This is a genomic window from Sphingobium boeckii (genome assembly GCF_014199215.1).
GTDB classification, from domain to species: Bacteria; Pseudomonadota; Alphaproteobacteria; order Sphingomonadales; family Sphingomonadaceae; genus Sphingobium_A; species Sphingobium_A boeckii.
The window spans coordinates 177,819-193,401 of sequence record NZ_JACIJC010000001.1 but is presented as its reverse complement, the minus strand read 5'-3'; the positions used below and the strand labels follow the sequence as shown (position 1 = coordinate 193,401).

The 15,583-nt window shown below is 63.2% G+C and carries 15 protein-coding genes; 6 read left to right on the top strand and 9 right to left on the bottom strand.

Annotated features, from left to right (window positions below):
* Positions 1-95 precede the first annotated feature (95 nt).
* Genes FHS49_RS00995 through FHS49_RS00985 form a run of 3 tightly spaced genes read left to right on the top strand, consistent with a single transcriptional unit; the run spans position 96 to position 5,838 of the window.
* Positions 96-1,250 (top strand): efflux RND transporter periplasmic adaptor subunit, encoded by a 1,155-nt coding sequence (locus FHS49_RS00995; RefSeq protein WP_184014457.1) that lies wholly within the window; start codon positions 96-98, stop codon positions 1,248-1,250.
* Between the two features lie 12 nt (positions 1,251-1,262).
* A complete protein-coding gene (locus FHS49_RS00990; protein WP_184014456.1) occupies positions 1,263-4,439 on the top strand; it encodes an efflux RND transporter permease subunit in 3,177 nt (1,058 codons plus the stop codon).
* A complete protein-coding gene (locus tag FHS49_RS00985) occupies positions 4,432-5,838 on the top strand; it encodes an efflux transporter outer membrane subunit (RefSeq protein ID WP_184014455.1) in 1,407 nt (468 codons plus the stop codon). Before FHS49_RS00990 ends, FHS49_RS00985 begins: the two co-directional genes overlap by 8 nt.
* 254 nt (positions 5,839-6,092) lie before the next feature.
* On the opposite strand, the gene FHS49_RS00980 is transcribed toward FHS49_RS00985, so the two are convergent.
* A complete protein-coding gene (locus tag FHS49_RS00980) occupies positions 6,093-7,010 on the bottom strand; it encodes an RcnB family protein (protein ID WP_184014454.1) in 918 nt (305 codons plus the stop codon).
* A gap of 112 nt (positions 7,011-7,122) precedes the next feature.
* Positions 7,123-7,677: a (2Fe-2S)-binding protein gene (locus tag FHS49_RS00975; protein ID WP_184014453.1), complete on the bottom strand. Its 555-nt coding sequence runs from the start codon at positions 7,675-7,677 to the stop codon at positions 7,123-7,125.
* A gap of 80 nt (positions 7,678-7,757) precedes the next feature.
* Between FHS49_RS00975 and FHS49_RS00970 the strand changes: the two genes are divergently transcribed.
* The gene (locus FHS49_RS00970) at positions 7,758-8,555 is read left to right on the top strand and encodes a DODA-type extradiol aromatic ring-opening family dioxygenase (RefSeq protein WP_184014452.1); all 798 of its coding nucleotides are present in this window, start codon (positions 7,758-7,760) and stop codon (positions 8,553-8,555) included.
* A gap of 13 nt (positions 8,556-8,568) precedes the next feature.
* Here FHS49_RS00970 and FHS49_RS00965 read toward each other — a convergent pair whose 3' ends face one another.
* Entirely contained in the window at positions 8,569-9,330 is a 762-nt protein-coding gene (locus FHS49_RS00965) for a class II aldolase/adducin family protein (protein ID WP_184014451.1), read from the bottom strand.
* A gap of 74 nt (positions 9,331-9,404) precedes the next feature.
* On the bottom strand, positions 9,405-10,427 hold the full coding sequence (locus FHS49_RS00960; RefSeq protein WP_184014450.1) for a hypothetical protein: 1,023 nt from the start codon (positions 10,425-10,427) through the stop codon (positions 9,405-9,407).
* A 243-nt stretch (positions 10,428-10,670) separates the two neighbouring features.
* Between FHS49_RS00960 and rpsU the strand changes: the two genes are divergently transcribed.
* Together rpsU and FHS49_RS00950 are read left to right on the top strand one after the other, a co-directional pair.
* Positions 10,671-10,877, top strand: coding sequence for a 30S ribosomal protein S21 (gene rpsU / locus FHS49_RS00955; protein ID WP_184015879.1), 207 nt, complete (start codon positions 10,671-10,673; stop codon positions 10,875-10,877).
* A 45-nt stretch (positions 10,878-10,922) separates the two neighbouring features.
* On the top strand, positions 10,923-11,549 hold the full coding sequence (locus FHS49_RS00950; RefSeq protein ID WP_184014449.1) for an FKBP-type peptidyl-prolyl cis-trans isomerase: 627 nt from the start codon (positions 10,923-10,925) through the stop codon (positions 11,547-11,549).
* Between the two features lie 141 nt (positions 11,550-11,690).
* Here FHS49_RS00950 and FHS49_RS00945 read toward each other — a convergent pair whose 3' ends face one another.
* The 5 genes from FHS49_RS00945 to pyrE are packed head-to-tail and all read right to left on the bottom strand — an operon-like array spanning position 11,691 to position 15,397.
* Positions 11,691-12,776, bottom strand: coding sequence for an AI-2E family transporter (locus FHS49_RS00945; protein WP_425502652.1), 1,086 nt, complete (start codon positions 12,774-12,776; stop codon positions 11,691-11,693).
* Positions 12,773-13,657, bottom strand: coding sequence for a signal peptidase I (lepB, locus tag FHS49_RS00940; protein ID WP_184014448.1), 885 nt, complete (start codon positions 13,655-13,657; stop codon positions 12,773-12,775). The genes FHS49_RS00945 and lepB overlap by 4 nt, the downstream gene beginning before the upstream one ends.
* Positions 13,654-14,070 carry a holo-ACP synthase gene (acpS, locus tag FHS49_RS00935; RefSeq protein WP_184014447.1) on the bottom strand — a complete coding sequence of 139 codons (417 nt, stop codon included), beginning with the start codon at positions 14,068-14,070 and terminating at the stop codon, positions 13,654-13,656. The genes lepB and acpS overlap by 4 nt, the downstream gene beginning before the upstream one ends.
* Positions 14,067-14,813 carry a pyridoxine 5'-phosphate synthase gene (locus tag FHS49_RS00930; protein WP_184014446.1) on the bottom strand — a complete coding sequence of 249 codons (747 nt, stop codon included), beginning with the start codon at positions 14,811-14,813 and terminating at the stop codon, positions 14,067-14,069. Before FHS49_RS00930 ends, acpS begins: the two co-directional genes overlap by 4 nt.
* Positions 14,810-15,397, bottom strand: a complete 588-nt coding sequence (gene pyrE / locus FHS49_RS00925; RefSeq protein WP_184014445.1) for an orotate phosphoribosyltransferase — start codon at positions 15,395-15,397, stop codon at positions 14,810-14,812. Before pyrE ends, FHS49_RS00930 begins: the two co-directional genes overlap by 4 nt.
* Positions 15,398-15,583 lie beyond the last annotated feature (186 nt).

The following is a 15,583-nucleotide window of genomic DNA, read 5'->3' as shown; positions in this document are numbered from 1 at the left end:
AACCTTGACTGTAATGTACGTTACATTACACGCCAAGTCCATTCACTGTTGCGGTGCAGCAATTCTGCGCGCCGGTGCCAAGGAACATGAAATCTATGAGCCGCGTTCGCCGTCTCGCCCTTTCGGCAATTTGTGCCTTGCCCCTCGTGCTGGCGGCCTGCGGAGCGGAACCCCCCGCAGCGCCCCCGCCGCCCGAGGTGGGGATTGTCACCGTGCAGGCGCAATCCATTCCCAATGTGATCGAATTGCCGGGGCGCATCCAAGCCTATCGCACATCCGAAGTGCGCGCGCGCGTTGATGGTATCATCGAGGCGCGGCTGTATGATGAAGGCAGTGACGTCGCGGCGGGCAAGGGGCTGTTCCAGATCGACCCGCGCCAGTTGCGCGCCAGTTCAAACGCCGTGCTGGCGCAGCTTGAACGCGCGCAGGCAACCGCCGCCAACGCTGGGCAAGTGGTCAGCCGCTATCAGGGGCTGGTGGCGGATCAGGCGATCAGCAAGCAGGAATATGACGCCGCAGTCGCGCAGCAGCGCACCGCTCAGGCTGACGTATCGCTGGCGCGCGCGCAGCTCGAATCGGCGCGGCTGAACCTCGGTTATTCGACCGTGACGGCCCCCATTTCCGGACGCGTCGGCCGCGCGCAGGTCACCGAGGGCGCTTTGGTCAGCGCATCGGGCGGCACATTGCTCACCACGATCGAACAGATCGACCGCATCTATGTGAACTTCTCCCAATCCAGCTCGGACCTGCTGGAAATCCGGCGGAACATGGCGTCCGGCAAGCTCTCCATACCCACGCTCGGCCGGGTCGAGGTCCAGCTCGTGCTGGAAGATGGCACACCTTCGCCCGTCGTGGGTCATCTCGATTTTCTCGATCTCTCGATCGACGAGGCCACCGGCACCGCCGCCCTCCGCGCCGAATTCGCCAATCCGGGGCAGACACTGCTCCCGGGCCAGTTCGTGCGCGCACGCATCCATGCCGGCACCCGCCCGGACGGCATATTGATCCCGCAGCGCGCGGTGCAGATCACGGGGCAGGCGGCCTCGGTGATGGTGGTCGGCCCCGACGGCAAGGTGCTCGCCAAGCCAGTCAGGCTGGGCGATCTCCAGGGCGATAAATGGGTCATTCTCGATGGGCTGAAGCCGGGGGACCGCGTGATCGTGGCGGGCCTGCAAAAGGTTGCGCCGGGTCAGGCCGTCCGCATCGCAAAGCCAGCCGCCGCCAAAGCCCAACCGGCCCCCTCGCGTTAAGGACGGCCAAACATGAGCCCCCGCTTCTTTATCGACCGGCCCATATTCGCCTGGGTGGTTGCGCTGTGCATCGCGCTGGCCGGACTATTGACGCTGCAGGCCTTGCCGATCGAGCAATATCCTTCGGTGGCGCCGCCATCGCTCACCATCAGCGCGACCTATCCGGGTGCTGACGCCGCCACGCTGGAGCAGAATGTCACCCAGGTGATCGAGCAGGAGCTTAACGGGGTCGAGGGCTTTCTCTACATGGCCTCCACCAGCAATTCGAACGGCACCGCCTCGATCAACGTCACGTTCAAGAACGGCACCGATATCGACAAGGCGCAGATGGATGTCCAGAATCGGCTGACGCTGGTCGAACAGCGTCTGCCCGAAGAGGTCCGGCGTCAGGGCATTCCCGTGCAGGAAGCCAATTCAAGCTTCCTCATGGTGATCGCGCTGGGTTCGAAATCGGGTCAGACCGGCCAGCTCGAACTGGGCAATTTTGCGAGCAGCCGCGTGGTGGACGAATTGCGGCGCGTGAACGGCGTCGGCAATATCCAGGTGTTTGGTTCATCCTATGCGATGAGGATCTGGCTCGATCCCCAGAAGCTGGCCAATTACAAGCTGTCCGCGGCGGAAGCGCTGGCGGCGGTTCAGGAGCAGAATAGCCAGAGCCCCGGCGGACAGATTGCGGATTTGCCGATCTCGGGCGGTTCGGAAATCAACGCCACCATTCTCACCCAGAGCCGTTTCAGCACGCCCGAGCAATTTGCCGGAATCATCCTGCGCGCCAATTCTGACGGCTCCGCGGTGACATTGGGCGATGTCGCGCGCGTCGAACTCGGCGCGCAAAGCTATCTCTTCGATACGGAGCTGAACGGAAAACCGGTGGCCGGCATCGCGGTGCAATTGACGCCGGGCTCCAATGCGCTGGCCACCGCCCAGGGCATCAGGGATCGCATGGCCGAGCTCGGCAAGAGCTTTCCGCAGGATATAAGCTGGTCCATTCCCTATGACACCACGCCGTTCATCACGACCTCGATCAGCGAAGTGGTAAAGACACTGATCGAAGCCATGGTGCTCGTGTTCCTCGTCATGTTCCTGTTTCTGCAGAATTGGCGCGCGACGATCATCCCCACCATCGTGGTGCCCATCGCAATCGCCGGCGCGTGCCTCGGCCTGTGGATTTTCGGGTTTTCGATCAATGTGCTGTCGCTCTTCGCGATGGTGCTCGCCATTGGCATCCTCGTGGATGACGCCATCGTGGTGATCGAGAATGTCGAACGGATCATGGCCGAAGAGCATCTGTCCCCTCATGACGCGACGGTGAAGGCGATGAGCCAGATCACCAGCGCCATCGTGGGCATCACGCTGGTGCTGATGGCGGTGTTCGTTCCCATGGCCTTTTTCCCGGGCTCGACCGGTGCGATCTATCGGCAGTTCTCGGTCACCCTGATCGTCTCGATCGGCTTTTCCGCCATATTGGCGCTCACGCTGACGCCCGCCTTATGCGCCACCTTCCTTCAGCCGCACACACCGGAAAGCGAGCGCGAGGATACCCGCCTCAACCGCGTCTCCAGCCGATTCTTCGGCGGATTCAATCGCTGGTTTGGCCGGACCACGGATCGTTATCAGGGCGTGGTCGGGAAGATTCTATCCCGTCCCGTGCGCTGGCTGTTCATCTTCGTGGCGATGGTCGGGGTGACCGCGATCCTGTTCACGCGCCTGCCTGGCGGCTTCCTGCCGGCCGAAGATCAGGGGACGGTGATCACGGTGGTTCAGGCACCGCCGGGCTCCACAAAGGCCCGCACCGAAACCGCGATCGAACAGGTCAAGCAATTCTATGGTCAGCAGACGATCCTGGAAAATCTCTTCGTTATCCGCGGCTTCAGCTTTTTCGGTCAGGGCCAGTCCAACGGGATGATGTTCGCCACGCTTAAGCCGTGGGAAGAGCGGCCGGGCAAGGAAAACAGCTCGGATACGCTGGTCGGCAAGGCGATGGGCACCTTCATGGGCATCAAGGAAGCCATGGTGTTTGCGCTCAATCCGCCTGCCATCGCCGAACTGGGCATCGCCAGCGGCTTCACCTTCAAGCTCGAAGATGTGGGCGGCAATGGCAATGCCGCGCTGGTGCAGGCGCGCAATCAATTGCTCGGCGCGGCCAGCCAGAGCCCAATTCTCGCGGGCGTCCGCCCCGAAGGCCAGGAGGATGCGCCGCAGCTTCGCGTGCTGATCGATCGGATCAAGGCGCGTGCACTGGGTCTCTCGATCGGTGACGTGAATGGCACGCTCGCGATCGCCTTTGGCAGCGCTTATGCGAATGACTTCAGCCGGGATGGCCGCATCCTGCGCGTTTTGCTGCAGGCCGACTCACCCTATCGCATGACGCCGCAGGACGTGCTCGATCTCAAAGTGCGCAATGCGGAGGGCGAAATGGTGCCGTTCGGCGCGTTCACCCAGGTCGATTGGGCCTCGGGCGCGCAGCAGCTTCAACGCTATAATGGCTATCCTTCCATGACCATTTCCGGAATGGGCGCACCCGGTCGTTCGACGGGCGAGGCCATGAATGAAATGGAAAGGCTTGCCGCCGAACTTCCGCCCGGATTCGCGTTTGAATGGACCGGCGTTTCCTATGAGGAAAAGCAGTCCGGCGGACAGATCGGAATGCTGCTGGGCCTTTCGCTGATCGTGGTTTTTCTGCTGCTGGCGGCGCTGTATGAAAGCTGGGCGGTGCCCGTGGCGGTTCTGCTGGTCGTGCCGCTCGGTATGCTGGGATCAATTCTGTTCACGATGATGCGCGGGCTTTCCGCCGACGTGTATTTCAACGTCGGGCTGATCACGATCATCGGGCTGGCAGCGAAGAATGCGATCCTGATCGTGGAATTCGCGATCGAGAAGGAAGCCGAGGGGATGAGCCCGCTCGATGCCACACTCGAAGCGGTCAAGCTCCGGCTCCGGCCGATCATCATGACCTCGCTTGCCTTTGTGGGCGGCATGATCCCGCTGTTCATCGCCACCGGCGCGGGCGCGGCCGGCCGGGTCGCGGTGGGCACCGGCGTGGTCGGCGGGATGATCGCGGCGACATTGCTCGGTATCTTCTTCATTCCGCTTTTCTATCTCGCGATCCGCAGGTGGCTTTCGAAGGCACGCCCCCATGCCGCCAATGAACCCGCGCCCGGCAGCGATACGGAGACGAGCCATGCGTAAGGCGTTCGCGATCATGCTTTCGGCCTTGCTGGCGGGCTGCAACATGGCCCCGCCGCATGAGCGACCGGCATTGCCCACTGCAGCCGATTATCCCGCAGACTTTGCCGGCGATGTCACGATCGGCCAGCGCGCAAGCGACATCGGGTGGCGATCCTTTTTCGCCGATCCGCAACTGGAGGCGCTGGTCACCCAGGCGCTGGCGCGCAATCGCGATCTGGCCGTTGCGGTGGCGCAGATCGAGGAAGCGCGCGGCCTGTATCGCGTCCAGAATGCCGATCGCTTGCCCACATTGGCGGCCAGCGGAGATGCCACCCGCACTCGCACACCGCTCAGCACCATCAATGCCGGAAGCACGGGATCGATTACCGCCAACCGCTATTCGATCGGTGTCGGCGTGTCCGCCTTCGAAGTCGATTTCTGGGGCCGGGTGCGCAATCTGTCCGAAGCCGCGCGCAGCCAGTATCTGGCGACGGTGGAAGCCGAACGGGCGTTTCGCCTTACGCTGGTGCGGGATGTGGCCTCCACCTATTTTGCCGCACGAGAAGCCGCCGAACGAATCGCGCTGGCCGAAGCGACGGTGAAAAGCCGGTTGGATGGGTTGCGAATCGCGCAGCGGCGTCTGGATGCGGGCGTCACATCGGCGCTCGATTATCGCCAGTCCGAGACATTGCTCACCCAGGCCGAAACCGAACTCGCGGCCTTGCGCCTGACGCGGGCGCAGAGCGACAATTTTCTGGCGGTTTTGACCGGCGGGCCGGTGAGCGAACCCCTGCCCGCCGCGCTGCCGCTGGCGCAGCAGACCCAAACGCCTGCATTGGCGGCGGGATTGCCATCGGATTTGATGGTCAAGCGCCCGGATATCCTGGCGGCGGAAGAGCAGCTTCGCGCGGCGCGTGCCAATATCGGTGCAGCGCGGGCGGCGTTTTTCCCTTCCATTTCGCTGACGGGAAGCCTCGGCTTCGCGTCGTCCACGCTGGGTGATCTGGTGGGGGACAATGGCCTGAGCTGGAGCTTCGGCCCTTCGATCAGCCTCCCGATCTTCGATTTCGGGCGGACCAAGGGCAATCTTTCCGTGGCCGAGGCGCGCGGTGATATCGCGGTCGCCAGCTATGAACGCACCGTGCAGGGTGCTTTCCGCGAAGTCGCCGATGCGCTCGCGGGACGGCGCTATCTGGCGGATCAGGTGGAGGCGCAGGAACGGGGCACACTGGCGACCCGCCGCATCGCCGATCTGGCCCGCACGCGATATCGCGAAGGCGTGGCCGGCTATCTCGAGGTGCTCGACGCCGAACGCAATCTCTTCTCGGCCGAGCAGGCGCTGATCCAGCTCCGCCGTGCACAGGCCGATAATCTCGTCACGCTTTATGTCGCATTGGGCGGCGGGCTGATCGAGGGCTAGCCGAGGCGGCGCTGAAGGAAATGTCCGTCACGGAAAAGGGGCTGGCGCATTTTTTTGAAAACCCAAACTCGGTGCGCCAGCCCAGCATCCGCGTGCCACGTGAAGGGAGGGCGTGGGGCGGGAATATCCGTTCAGGTCTGCATCCTCACTAACGCTATTGAGAATGATTTGCAAATGATATTTGCAGCTTTCTCGTGTGTGCGCAAAAAGGGCGTCACCGCTCGTGCGACGACGCCCTTTTCCCGTGAGCGCGATCAGTAGAAGAAGTCGTAAATCACATCGACCACTTCACCCGAGTCGACGTCGACCAACAGCACATCGTTATAATAACGGACCCATTGCGTGCCATATTCGGCGGGCGGGAGGCGATATTGCCAGGGATCGTCGAGCCAGTAATTCGAGCTGAACAGCAGCGAATTCAGATACAGGCCGATCGAGAAGCGTTGATAACCATAATTCCAGCCGGAAGGCCCGTAATAGCGCGGCGCGCGGTAGATGTTGCGATATTGGTTGCGATAGCTCCGCCAGTCATAGCGACGGTCATTGCGCCAATCGCGATTCCAGCGAGCGCTGCCCTGCCATCGCCGATCATTGCCGCGATCCGCGCGATCGTTGCGGGCACCGTTGCGATTGCCCTGGCGATAATCGCCGCGATCACGATTGGAACGATCCTGCCAGGTCTGGCGATCGTCGCGACCGCCGTTGCGGACGCTCTGCCGATCATCGCGGCGTGTGTCCGGGCGATTGCCCTGCCAGCCTGCGCGTGGCGTGCCGACGGTTTCGCGCTGGACCCGAACGCCGCGCTCGCCACGCCGCACGTCGGGCGTGGCCTGCGGACGGACCGACGGCGTGGCACGCTCCGCGCGCCCCGGCTGTCCACCGCGGTTGCCGCGCCAGCCCTGATCGCCGCTGCCATTGGTGGGGCGGTCCTGTCTGAAACCGCGTTGCGGCGCGGATTGAGCTTGCGGCTGCTGACGCGGCTCCGCGCGGACCTGCGGCGCGCGTTCGGCGCGGGGTGCGCGAACGCCCGCGCCCGGATTGCCGCGATAGCCGCCATCGCCGCGCGATTCGGCGCGGGGTGCACGCTCGCCGCGTTCACCACGGTCCCGCTGTGCGAGCGCAGGCGTGGCCGCCGTGGCCGCCATCAGCGTCAGGATCAAAAACTTTCTCATGTCCCAGATACTCCAGGGGCGACGCCGTCGGCCGCCAACCCATGCGGTATCGGCCCGAGCGGCTGACGCATTGCTGAACCGGGGTGAAAGCTGGCTGAAAGGATTCGGTAACCTATGAGCCCGGCTTGGCGGGTGGCGGGGTGAGCGCGGGCACGGCGCGCGCCGCATCCGCCGGATCGATCCCCGGCGGCGGCGCGGCGGCGATCGGCTCGGCTCCTGCATTGACGCGCGCGGCATGGCGGATCGCGGCGCGGATCCGGGGATAGGTGCCACAACGGCAGATATTGGTGATGGCCGCGTCGATATCAGCATCCGCCGGATTGGGATTCTTCTTGAGCAACACCGCCGCCGCCATGATCATTCCCGATTGACAGAAGCCGCATTGCGGCACCCCTTCGGCCACCCACGCCTGCTGCACAGGATGACTACGATCGCGCGACAGCGCCTCGATCGTGGTGACGAACCGGCCCTCCGCCTCCGCCAGCGTCATCCGGCAACTGCGCACCGCCTCACCATCGATCTCCACCGTACACGCCCCGCAATCGCCGCGCCCGCAGCCATATTTCGTGCCGGTCAGATTGGAGGCGTCCCGCAGCGCCCAGAGCAGGGGCGTCGCCGGATCCATGCGATATTGAACGGGCTGGTTGTTTACGGTGAGCTTGGTCATGCGGTTCTTCTAGGACCGGAAACGATGCTTTTCCAATAGCGGCGATTGATGCGGGCGCGCCCGGGGCCGATATGGCAAGGATGAAACTTCCCAGCCTGTTCATTCCGCATGGCGGCGGACCCTGCTTCTTCATGAATCCCGGCGCTCGGCCCGATCCCATGTGGCGACCGATGGAATCATATCTGGAGGCGCTGATCGCAGACCTTCCCGAACGCCCCAAGGCGATCCTGCTGGTTTCCGGTCATTGGGAGGAAGCGCAATTCACCGTGCATATGGGTAACCGGCCGGATCTGCTGTTCGACTATCATAATTTTCCGCCCCATACCTATCAGCTCCGCTGGGATGCGCCGGGCGCGCCTGCACTGGCGCATCGCGCCGCGACGCTGCTGAGCGCTGCGGGCTTTCCCACCGGCGCGGAACTGGCCCGCGGCTGGGACCATGGCGTGTTCATTCCGATGATGGTGAGCGTGCCCGACGCGGACATTCCGCTCGCCCAGCTCTCCATGCGCGCCGATCTCGATCCGACAGCGCACATCGCCGCTGGCCGCGCCCTGGCGCCGTTGCGTGACGAAGGCGTGCTGATCGTGGGATCGGGCATGAGCTTCCACAATCTGCGTGAACGCGGCGCGCATGTCACGGCGCGTGCTGATGCCTGGGATGACGCGCTGACCGCCGCCGTGACCGATCCCGATCCGGCCGCGCGCGCCGATCGCGTCGCCCGGTGGAGCGAGATGCCCTTTGCGCGCTTCGCCCATCCGCGCGAGGAGCATCTGATTCCTCTGATGGTCGCGCTCGGCGCGGGCGGCGATGATCCGGCTTCCTGCGATTTCACGGCCCATGTGATGGGCTGGACGGTCTCGGGCTATCGCTTCGGCTGATCGGAGGTCCGATCTAATCCCGCCAATTCGGATCGATCCTGTCCACCTTGCGCACCATCGCGTCGAAATCGGCTTGGCCCGGCTTGGCTGACGCCTGCGCCATATAAAGGTCGCGCTGGTGCACGGCGACCACCGCAGGAGAGACTTCCAGCATGTTCCCCATGGATGCGGTGGCGATCTGAATTTCGCAGGCGCGCTGCAAGGCCCAATGCTTGATAAAGGCCTCGGGCAGCGTCTTGCCCATCACCAATATGCCGTGATTCTTGAGCAGCATCACGCGCTTGTCGCCCAGGCTCTGGATCAGTCGCTCGCCCTCTTCACTGCGCACGGTGACGCCCTCGAAATCATGATAGGCGATCTGGCCGGCAAAGTTGCACGCATAGAAATTGGCGGGACGCAGCCCGCCCTCGACCGAACTGACCGCCATCCCCGCCGTCGTATGCGTGTGCATGATGCAATGCGCATCGGGCAGATGGCGGTGGAAGACGCTGTGCTGGACGAAGCCGGCCATGTTCACGGGATAGGGATTGTCGTCCAGTTTGTTGCCGTCGATATCGATCTTCACCAGATTGGAGGCCGTCACTTCACTGAAGTGCAGGCCGAACGGATTGATCAGGAACGCATCCTCCTCGCCCGGCACCTTCACGGTGATATGATTGTAGATCATCTCGGACCAGCCGAGCATATCGAAGACGCGGTAACAGGCTGCCAGTTCCTGGCGCGCGGCCCATTCGGCCTCGCCCACCTGTGAATTGCGCCTGATCGCAGTCGCCATGGCGGCTCTCCCTTCGGTATGGTTCCGATGATGCGGGCCAGTATCGCATAGGCCGGCGGGCCGATGCAAATACGCTAGGGACAGCGCGCGATCACGCCTTCAGCCATCGCCTTCAAACGCGCGCGAGTCTCGCCATTGCCCGGTGTCTCATGCGGCGCTTCCAGCGTGACATAACGGACCGCCGGATTGCGCAGCATCAGATAGTTGGACAGCGAGCCATCCGTCGCCCAGATATTTTCAGCCACCACATTATAGTCCGCCGCTCGCAGGATCTTGCCACAGGCGGAGAGGCCCGCAAACGGACGAATGGGCACGATCGTCAGCGTATCATCGTCATTGAACGGAAAGGCCCGCGCGAACGATGGATAGGGCTGCATCACCGGATCACACACCCGGATAGAGATATTGCCCTTCCCCCCGTCGCTTGATGGTCCGCAATTATTCTCGCCGGAGCTATAACCCGGCGAATTGGTGTGCACCGAAAGCACAAGCCGCTTTTCGATATCCGGCGCAGACAGGAAATTATGGATGAAGCGGGGCGAAGCACCCGTGAAATTGCGGTTCGGATCGATTCGGCCGCTGCCATCCAGCGCCAGATTATAGCGCGCCGCAGCGCTTTCCTCGTCCGCAGTGGTGCTCACGATCATCGCAACGCCCCCATGCGTGCGCACGCCATCGAGCGCGACCGAAAAGGCGGCATTCTCGTCATCATGGGGCACCGCCCAGAAAGGGCCATCCGGCTTGACGCTGTTGGTGATGCGGAAGAAATGCCAGGCAAAGCCATTTTCCACGAATCGCGTCTCGGCCACCGCAAGCCCCGCCCACAGCGCCGGATCGCGATGCCGCAGGAAATCGGCATCCATAACCAGCAGCGGATTGATCGGACGAAAGAAGGACGACAGGGTATCGGCTGCCGGCGACTCGGCAGGCGCAGCGGGAATGATGGCAATGGGAGGGGCCAGGGGCGGTGCAACCGCCACCGGCACGGGCGCGATCGAATCCTGCGCCATCCCGGGGGAGGCGACGCTGCCGATCAACGGCACCGCACATAGCCATTTCCACGCGATTCCTCGCACCACCATACGCAATATCTCCAATTCCATCCTGAATCGGCCTATCGCGTTCGTTGAGTGCCGAGTGTGCTCTTTGTCACACCCCGTGATCTTTGGCCGCGCCTGCGCCCCGCTGCAACCCGAATCGGCTTGAATTCCCGTAGTTTCGCTGTTAGGCGCGCTTCAACCGACGGGGCTATGGCTTCGGCGATCCCTATTTATTGGTTCGGGTTTCTGGCGGAAGGCAAGTTGCCGCGAACCCATTTTTGTCTGGAGTTACACGGCCTTATGCAAATCCTCGTTCGCGACAATAACGTCGATCAGGCGCTGCGCGCGCTCAAGAAGAAGCTGCAGCGCGAAGGCGTTTATCGCGAGATGAAGCTGCGCCGTCATTACGAGAAACCCTCGGAAAAGCGTGCGCGCGAGCGTGCTGCCGCGATTCGCCGCGCCCGCAAGATGGAGCGCAAGCGCATGGAGCGCGACGGCGTCAAGTAAGACGATTCGCGCGTTTCCCCTGTTTCCGTTCGAAAGGCTGACCTCATGTCGGTAACCGCCGTTCCGCTGCGCCCCATCAAAAAGGGCAGCCTTGCGAAACTATGGATCGGCGGCGCGCTTGCCGTCACCGTGGCGGCGGGCCTGGCATGGGCCGGCACATCGACCGGGCCGATCGCCAATTCGGCGGACGGGTTTCTCGCGAAAAATGGCAGCGCGACAGGCGTGATCACCACGCCTTCGGGTCTGCAATATAAGGTGATCGCGCCCGGCAAGGGCGGCAAGCCAACCGATGCCGATGTGGTTCTGGTGAACTATAAGGGCACGTTGACCGACGGCCGCGTATTCGATCAGAATCAGCAGGTTCCGATGGAAGTCAGCGGCGTGGTCCCTGGCTTTTCGGAAGCGCTCAAGCTGATGTCGCCCGGCGCGAAATATCAGATCTGGATCCCGCCCGCGCTCGGCTATGGTGCCGAAGCCAAGGGCGACGCCGCCACGGGCATTCCGGCCAATTCAGTGCTTGTGTTCGACCTCGATCTCATTGATTTCCGGTCCAAGGCGGAATTACAGGCGATGCAGATGCAAGAGCAGATGATGCGCCAGCAGCAGGGCGGCGGGATGCCCCCGGGTGCCATGCCTCCTGGCGAAATGCCGCAAGGGATGCCGGGGCAGTAAGCGCCGCGCAGAGGCCGAGCGCCTCGCTTGAAGCATTCCGGTTTACCCAGGGTTTGCCGAAAGGGTTTTCTGCTTCCCGATGTGGAAGAAGGAAGGACTTCGATAGCCTCAGCCTGAACGGATCTGGCTGATCCCTCGGATCTAACCGGGCGCGTTTCTCGCGCCGCTCTTGGCCGGCATATTCTGTTCCGCCCGCCGCTCCAGCGCGACCTTGATCATCGCCACGATCGGATCGGCGAGCGCCAGCCCGTAGATACCGAACAATGTGCCGAGCAGGATCTGCGTGCCCAGGGTAAGCGCAGGCGGCATATCCACCGTCTTCTTCGCGACGATCGGGATCAGCACATAGCCGTCGAACGTCTGCACCACGAGATAGACCAAGATGGCCAGCAAGCCGGTATCCACCCCTGCGCTGAAGCCGACGGCGACCATCAACGCTCCGCTGATGAACGCGCCGATATTGGGAATGAAGGCCAGCAAGCCGGTGATGATCCCCAGGATCAGTGCCATTGGGACGCCGCACAGGCTGAGCGCCACCCAGGTCAGCACGCCTTCGAATAACATGCCCAGCAAGCGCCCGGCCATCAGGCGACGCATCGTGAAACCCATCCGATCGAACGTGATCTTGAAATCGCCACGCTTGTCCTGCGGCATCATCCATTGCAGCCCGCGTTCGTAGATTCGCGGTTCCATCGCCAGGAACAGGCCGATCACCATGATCATGAACAGGCTGGTGATTGCGCCAAAGGCGGTGCCGAGGAAGGATGTCAGCCGCCCGATGCTGCCCACCGCCTCACGCGCCATGCTGGTCATGTCTTCCCGGCCGGGCATGAGTCCGCTGTCGGTCAGATATTCGAGCAGCCGATTGCCCTGCGCTTCCATCGTGGCGCGCAATTCGCTGGCCTGCTGGGCGATTTCGACACCCGTCATGTAGAATGTGCCGACGATGAAGGCGATCGTGCCGATCACCACGATCAGCAAACGCCATCCGCGCCCGATCGGGAGTGCGCGTCCCAAAAGCCTTGCGCCGCCATCCAGCATCACCGCAAAGATCACGCCGCCCAGAATCAGCAACAGCGGCTGGATCAGCAATACCACCAGCGCCAGCGCACTCGCCATGCTCAGCCAGACGAACGCGCGCTTGATTTCCAGCCGCATCTCCGGATCGCGCACCTCGCTGGGGCCAGGCTCCTGAACATGCTTCGGCGCGCGGACGGCCATGATCATTGATCTCCGGCGGTTGTACGATCGGGGTGAAGGCTGGTCCAGGCGCGTCCGCTGCGCATCGCGGTGAACCAGCTAATCGGATTCCACCAATTGGCCGTGCCATCCAGCGAGAAGGTGATGAATTCGGCGCGCCCACCGATATTCTCCCACGGCACCGGGCCGCCCAGCCCCTGGCTTTCCAGGGAATAGCGGCTGTCCGCCGAATGATCGCGATTGTCGCCCATCAGGAATACGGTGTTTTCCGGCACCGTGATCGCGGCATAATCGTCTCCGCTGGACCAGCCAGTGTCGAGCACGGTGTAGCTGCGGCCATTGGGCAGGGTTTCGCGGTAAGCCGGCAATTCGCAATAGTCCTTGCCGTCCGGCCCGCTGCGGAGCGCGCCGGGATAATCATTGCAAGGCGAATTGACGTCTACCGGGATCCGCACGGCAAAACCCGCGCTGCGCTTTACCGGCACATTGTTGAGGATCACGATTCCGCCACGCACTTCCAGCCGATCGCCCGGAAGGCCGATTGCGCGCTTGATATAATCCTCGCGTTCGCCCGGCGGCACCGCGATGACGACATCGCCGCGTTCGGGCAGATGGCCCAGCGCGCGCCCCTGGATGAAGGGCAGGATATGAAAGCTGGGGGAGACCCATGACCAGCCATAGGGATATTTGGAAACGACCAGCCGATCCCCCGTCAAAAGGCCGGGCATCATCGATTCGCTGGGGATGTAAAAAGGCTTGGCGATGAAGCTGTGAAATCCGAGCACAGCCAGAATCAGCCAGAATATGCCGCGGACCTCGCCCCACCAGTCGGTCTGCCCCGCCTTTTTCGAATCGACCGTCACCGGCTCCGCGTCGGCTGGCGTGGCCTCGTTCAGGGAATCGCTCAAATGCGGGGCTCCTCAAGGGGTATAGCTTCCAGGATGACGAACGCCTGGGCCCATGGATGATCGTCGGTCAGCGTCAGATGCACACGCATGGCGTGGCCCGCCGGGGTCATTGCGTCAAGCCTCGCTTTCGCGCCGCCCGCCAGCGCCAGCGTCGGCGCGCCGCTGGGCGCATTGACCACGCCGATGTCCTTCATAAACACGCCCGCCTTGAAACCCGTCCCCACCGCCTTGGAAAAGGCCTCCTTCGCCGCGAATCGCTTGGCGAGCGTCCCCGCTTTGGTGAAAGGCCGGCGTGCCGCCTTTTTCCGCTCGGTCTCGGTAAAGACGCGCTGTTCGAAACGATCGCCAAACCGCTCAAGCGAGGCCTGGATCCGCTCGATATTGCAGAGATCGGAGCCCAGGCCGACGATCATCGGGCCAGGTCCATCAACTCGCGCATCCGGCTCACGCTGGCCTCGAGGCCCGTGAAGATCGCCTCGCCAATGAGGAAATGCCCGATATTCAACTCCGCCACCTGGGGGATGGCGGCGATCGGGGTGACATTATCATAGGTAAGGCCGTGCCCGGCGTGCACCTCGATTCCATTCTTCGCGGCCAGCGCGGCGGTATCGGACAGTCGGCGCAGTTCGGCCACCTGCGCCTCCCCTTCGAGTTCGGCATAAAGGCCGGTGTGCAGTTCGACGACAGGCGCGCCCAGCCGGAGCGCGGCCTCGATCTGGCGCGCATCGGGCTCGATGAACAGGGAAACACGGATATCCGCGGCCGCCAATCGGCGCACGAGCGGCGCGAGATGATCGTAATGCCCCGCCGCATCGAGACCGCCCTCGGTGGTCCGCTCTTCACGTTTCTCCGGCACGATGCACGCGGCGTGCGGCCGATGGCGGAGCGCAATGCCCAGCATCTCGTCGGTCGCCGCCATTTCGAAGTTCAACGGAATGGTCAGGGCCGCCGCAAGCCGGGCGATATCATCATCGGTGATATGTCGCCGGTCTTCGCGCAGATGGGCGGTGATGCCGTCGGCCCCGGCTTTGGCAGCCACGAGCGCTGCCCGCACGGGATCGGGATAGCCCGCGCCCCGCGCGTTGCGCACGGTGGCGACGTGATCGATATTGACCCCGAGGCGGAGCCGGCGCTCATCCGCACGGTGCCGCGTCATGCCGCGCCCTTGCGGCTCCCCGGCTTCACCGCGGGAATCGCGGCAAGCTCGGGCGGGAGCGAATCGGGATCATAGGTGGGCACCGCCAGCTCGATGAGCGGGAAGAACGGCACATCGAACGTCGCCGCCCCATTCGAACGATCCACCAGCGCGCCGGCGGCAATAACCTCGCCCCCTGCGGCCGCGATCGATTTCATCGCTTCGCGTGACGAAAGCCCGGTGGTGACCACATCCTCCATCATCAGCACTTTCTGACCCGGCTTGAGCGCAAAGCCCCGGCGCAATTCGAAAACGCCCTCGGGACGCTCCAGAAAGACCGCCTCCACGCCCAGCGCCCGCCCCATCTCATGCCCGATGATCACGCCGCCCATTGCAGGCGAAACCACGATATTAATCGCGGAACGAATATCGCGCGGAATGCGCGCAGCCAGCGCCGACGCAAGCCTTGCACCACGCATCGGATCCATCAGCACCCGCGCGCATTGCAGATAGCGCGGGCTTCGCAAGCCCGAAGACAGGATGAAATGGCCCTCCAGAAGCGCATCCGCCGCCCGGAATTCCGCCAGTATCTCCTCGTCCGTCACCACTTTTCCTCCGCCTGTGTGAGCGACGCGCCTTATAGCTTTTCGTCGCGCGGGGACAATGGTCTCAAATAATCGTCACTTCCGCTTGAGACCGCGAGAAACCGTGCCTATAAGCCGCCCAAAATGACCGGCGCGCCTGCGGGAATCAGAGCGGGACCGGAGCTTTACGAAGGGTGAAATCGAGAC

What these genes read in the sequence shown, in the direction of transcription:
- FHS49_RS00950 (WP_184014449.1), top strand. Translation starts at nt 10,923, where the DNA reads ATGTCGGTAACCGCCGTTCCGCTGCGCCCCATCAAAAAGGGCAGCCTT.
- FHS49_RS00995 (WP_184014457.1), top strand. Translation starts at nt 96, where the DNA reads ATGAGCCGCGTTCGCCGTCTCGCCCTTTCGGCAATTTGTGCCTTGCCC.
- rpsU (WP_184015879.1), top strand. Translation starts at nt 10,671, where the DNA reads ATGCAAATCCTCGTTCGCGACAATAACGTCGATCAGGCGCTGCGCGCG.
- FHS49_RS00990 (WP_184014456.1), top strand. Translation starts at nt 1,263, where the DNA reads ATGAGCCCCCGCTTCTTTATCGACCGGCCCATATTCGCCTGGGTGGTT.
- FHS49_RS00975 (WP_184014453.1), bottom strand. Translation starts at nt 7,677, where the DNA reads ATGACCAAGCTCACCGTAAACAACCAGCCCGTTCAATATCGCATGGAT.
- FHS49_RS00930 (WP_184014446.1), bottom strand. Translation starts at nt 14,813, where the DNA reads ATGACGCGGCACCGTGCGGATGAGCGCCGGCTCCGCCTCGGGGTCAAT.
- FHS49_RS00945 (WP_425502652.1), bottom strand. Translation starts at nt 12,776, where the DNA reads ATGATCATGGCCGTCCGCGCGCCGAAGCATGTTCAGGAGCCTGGCCCC.
- FHS49_RS00970 (WP_184014452.1), top strand. Translation starts at nt 7,758, where the DNA reads ATGAAACTTCCCAGCCTGTTCATTCCGCATGGCGGCGGACCCTGCTTC.
- FHS49_RS00965 (WP_184014451.1), bottom strand. Translation starts at nt 9,330, where the DNA reads ATGGCGACTGCGATCAGGCGCAATTCACAGGTGGGCGAGGCCGAATGG.
- FHS49_RS00985 (WP_184014455.1), top strand. Translation starts at nt 4,432, where the DNA reads ATGCGTAAGGCGTTCGCGATCATGCTTTCGGCCTTGCTGGCGGGCTGC.
- FHS49_RS00980 (WP_184014454.1), bottom strand. Translation starts at nt 7,010, where the DNA reads ATGAGAAAGTTTTTGATCCTGACGCTGATGGCGGCCACGGCGGCCACG.
- acpS (WP_184014447.1), bottom strand. Translation starts at nt 14,070, where the DNA reads ATGATCGTCGGCCTGGGCTCCGATCTCTGCAATATCGAGCGGATCCAG.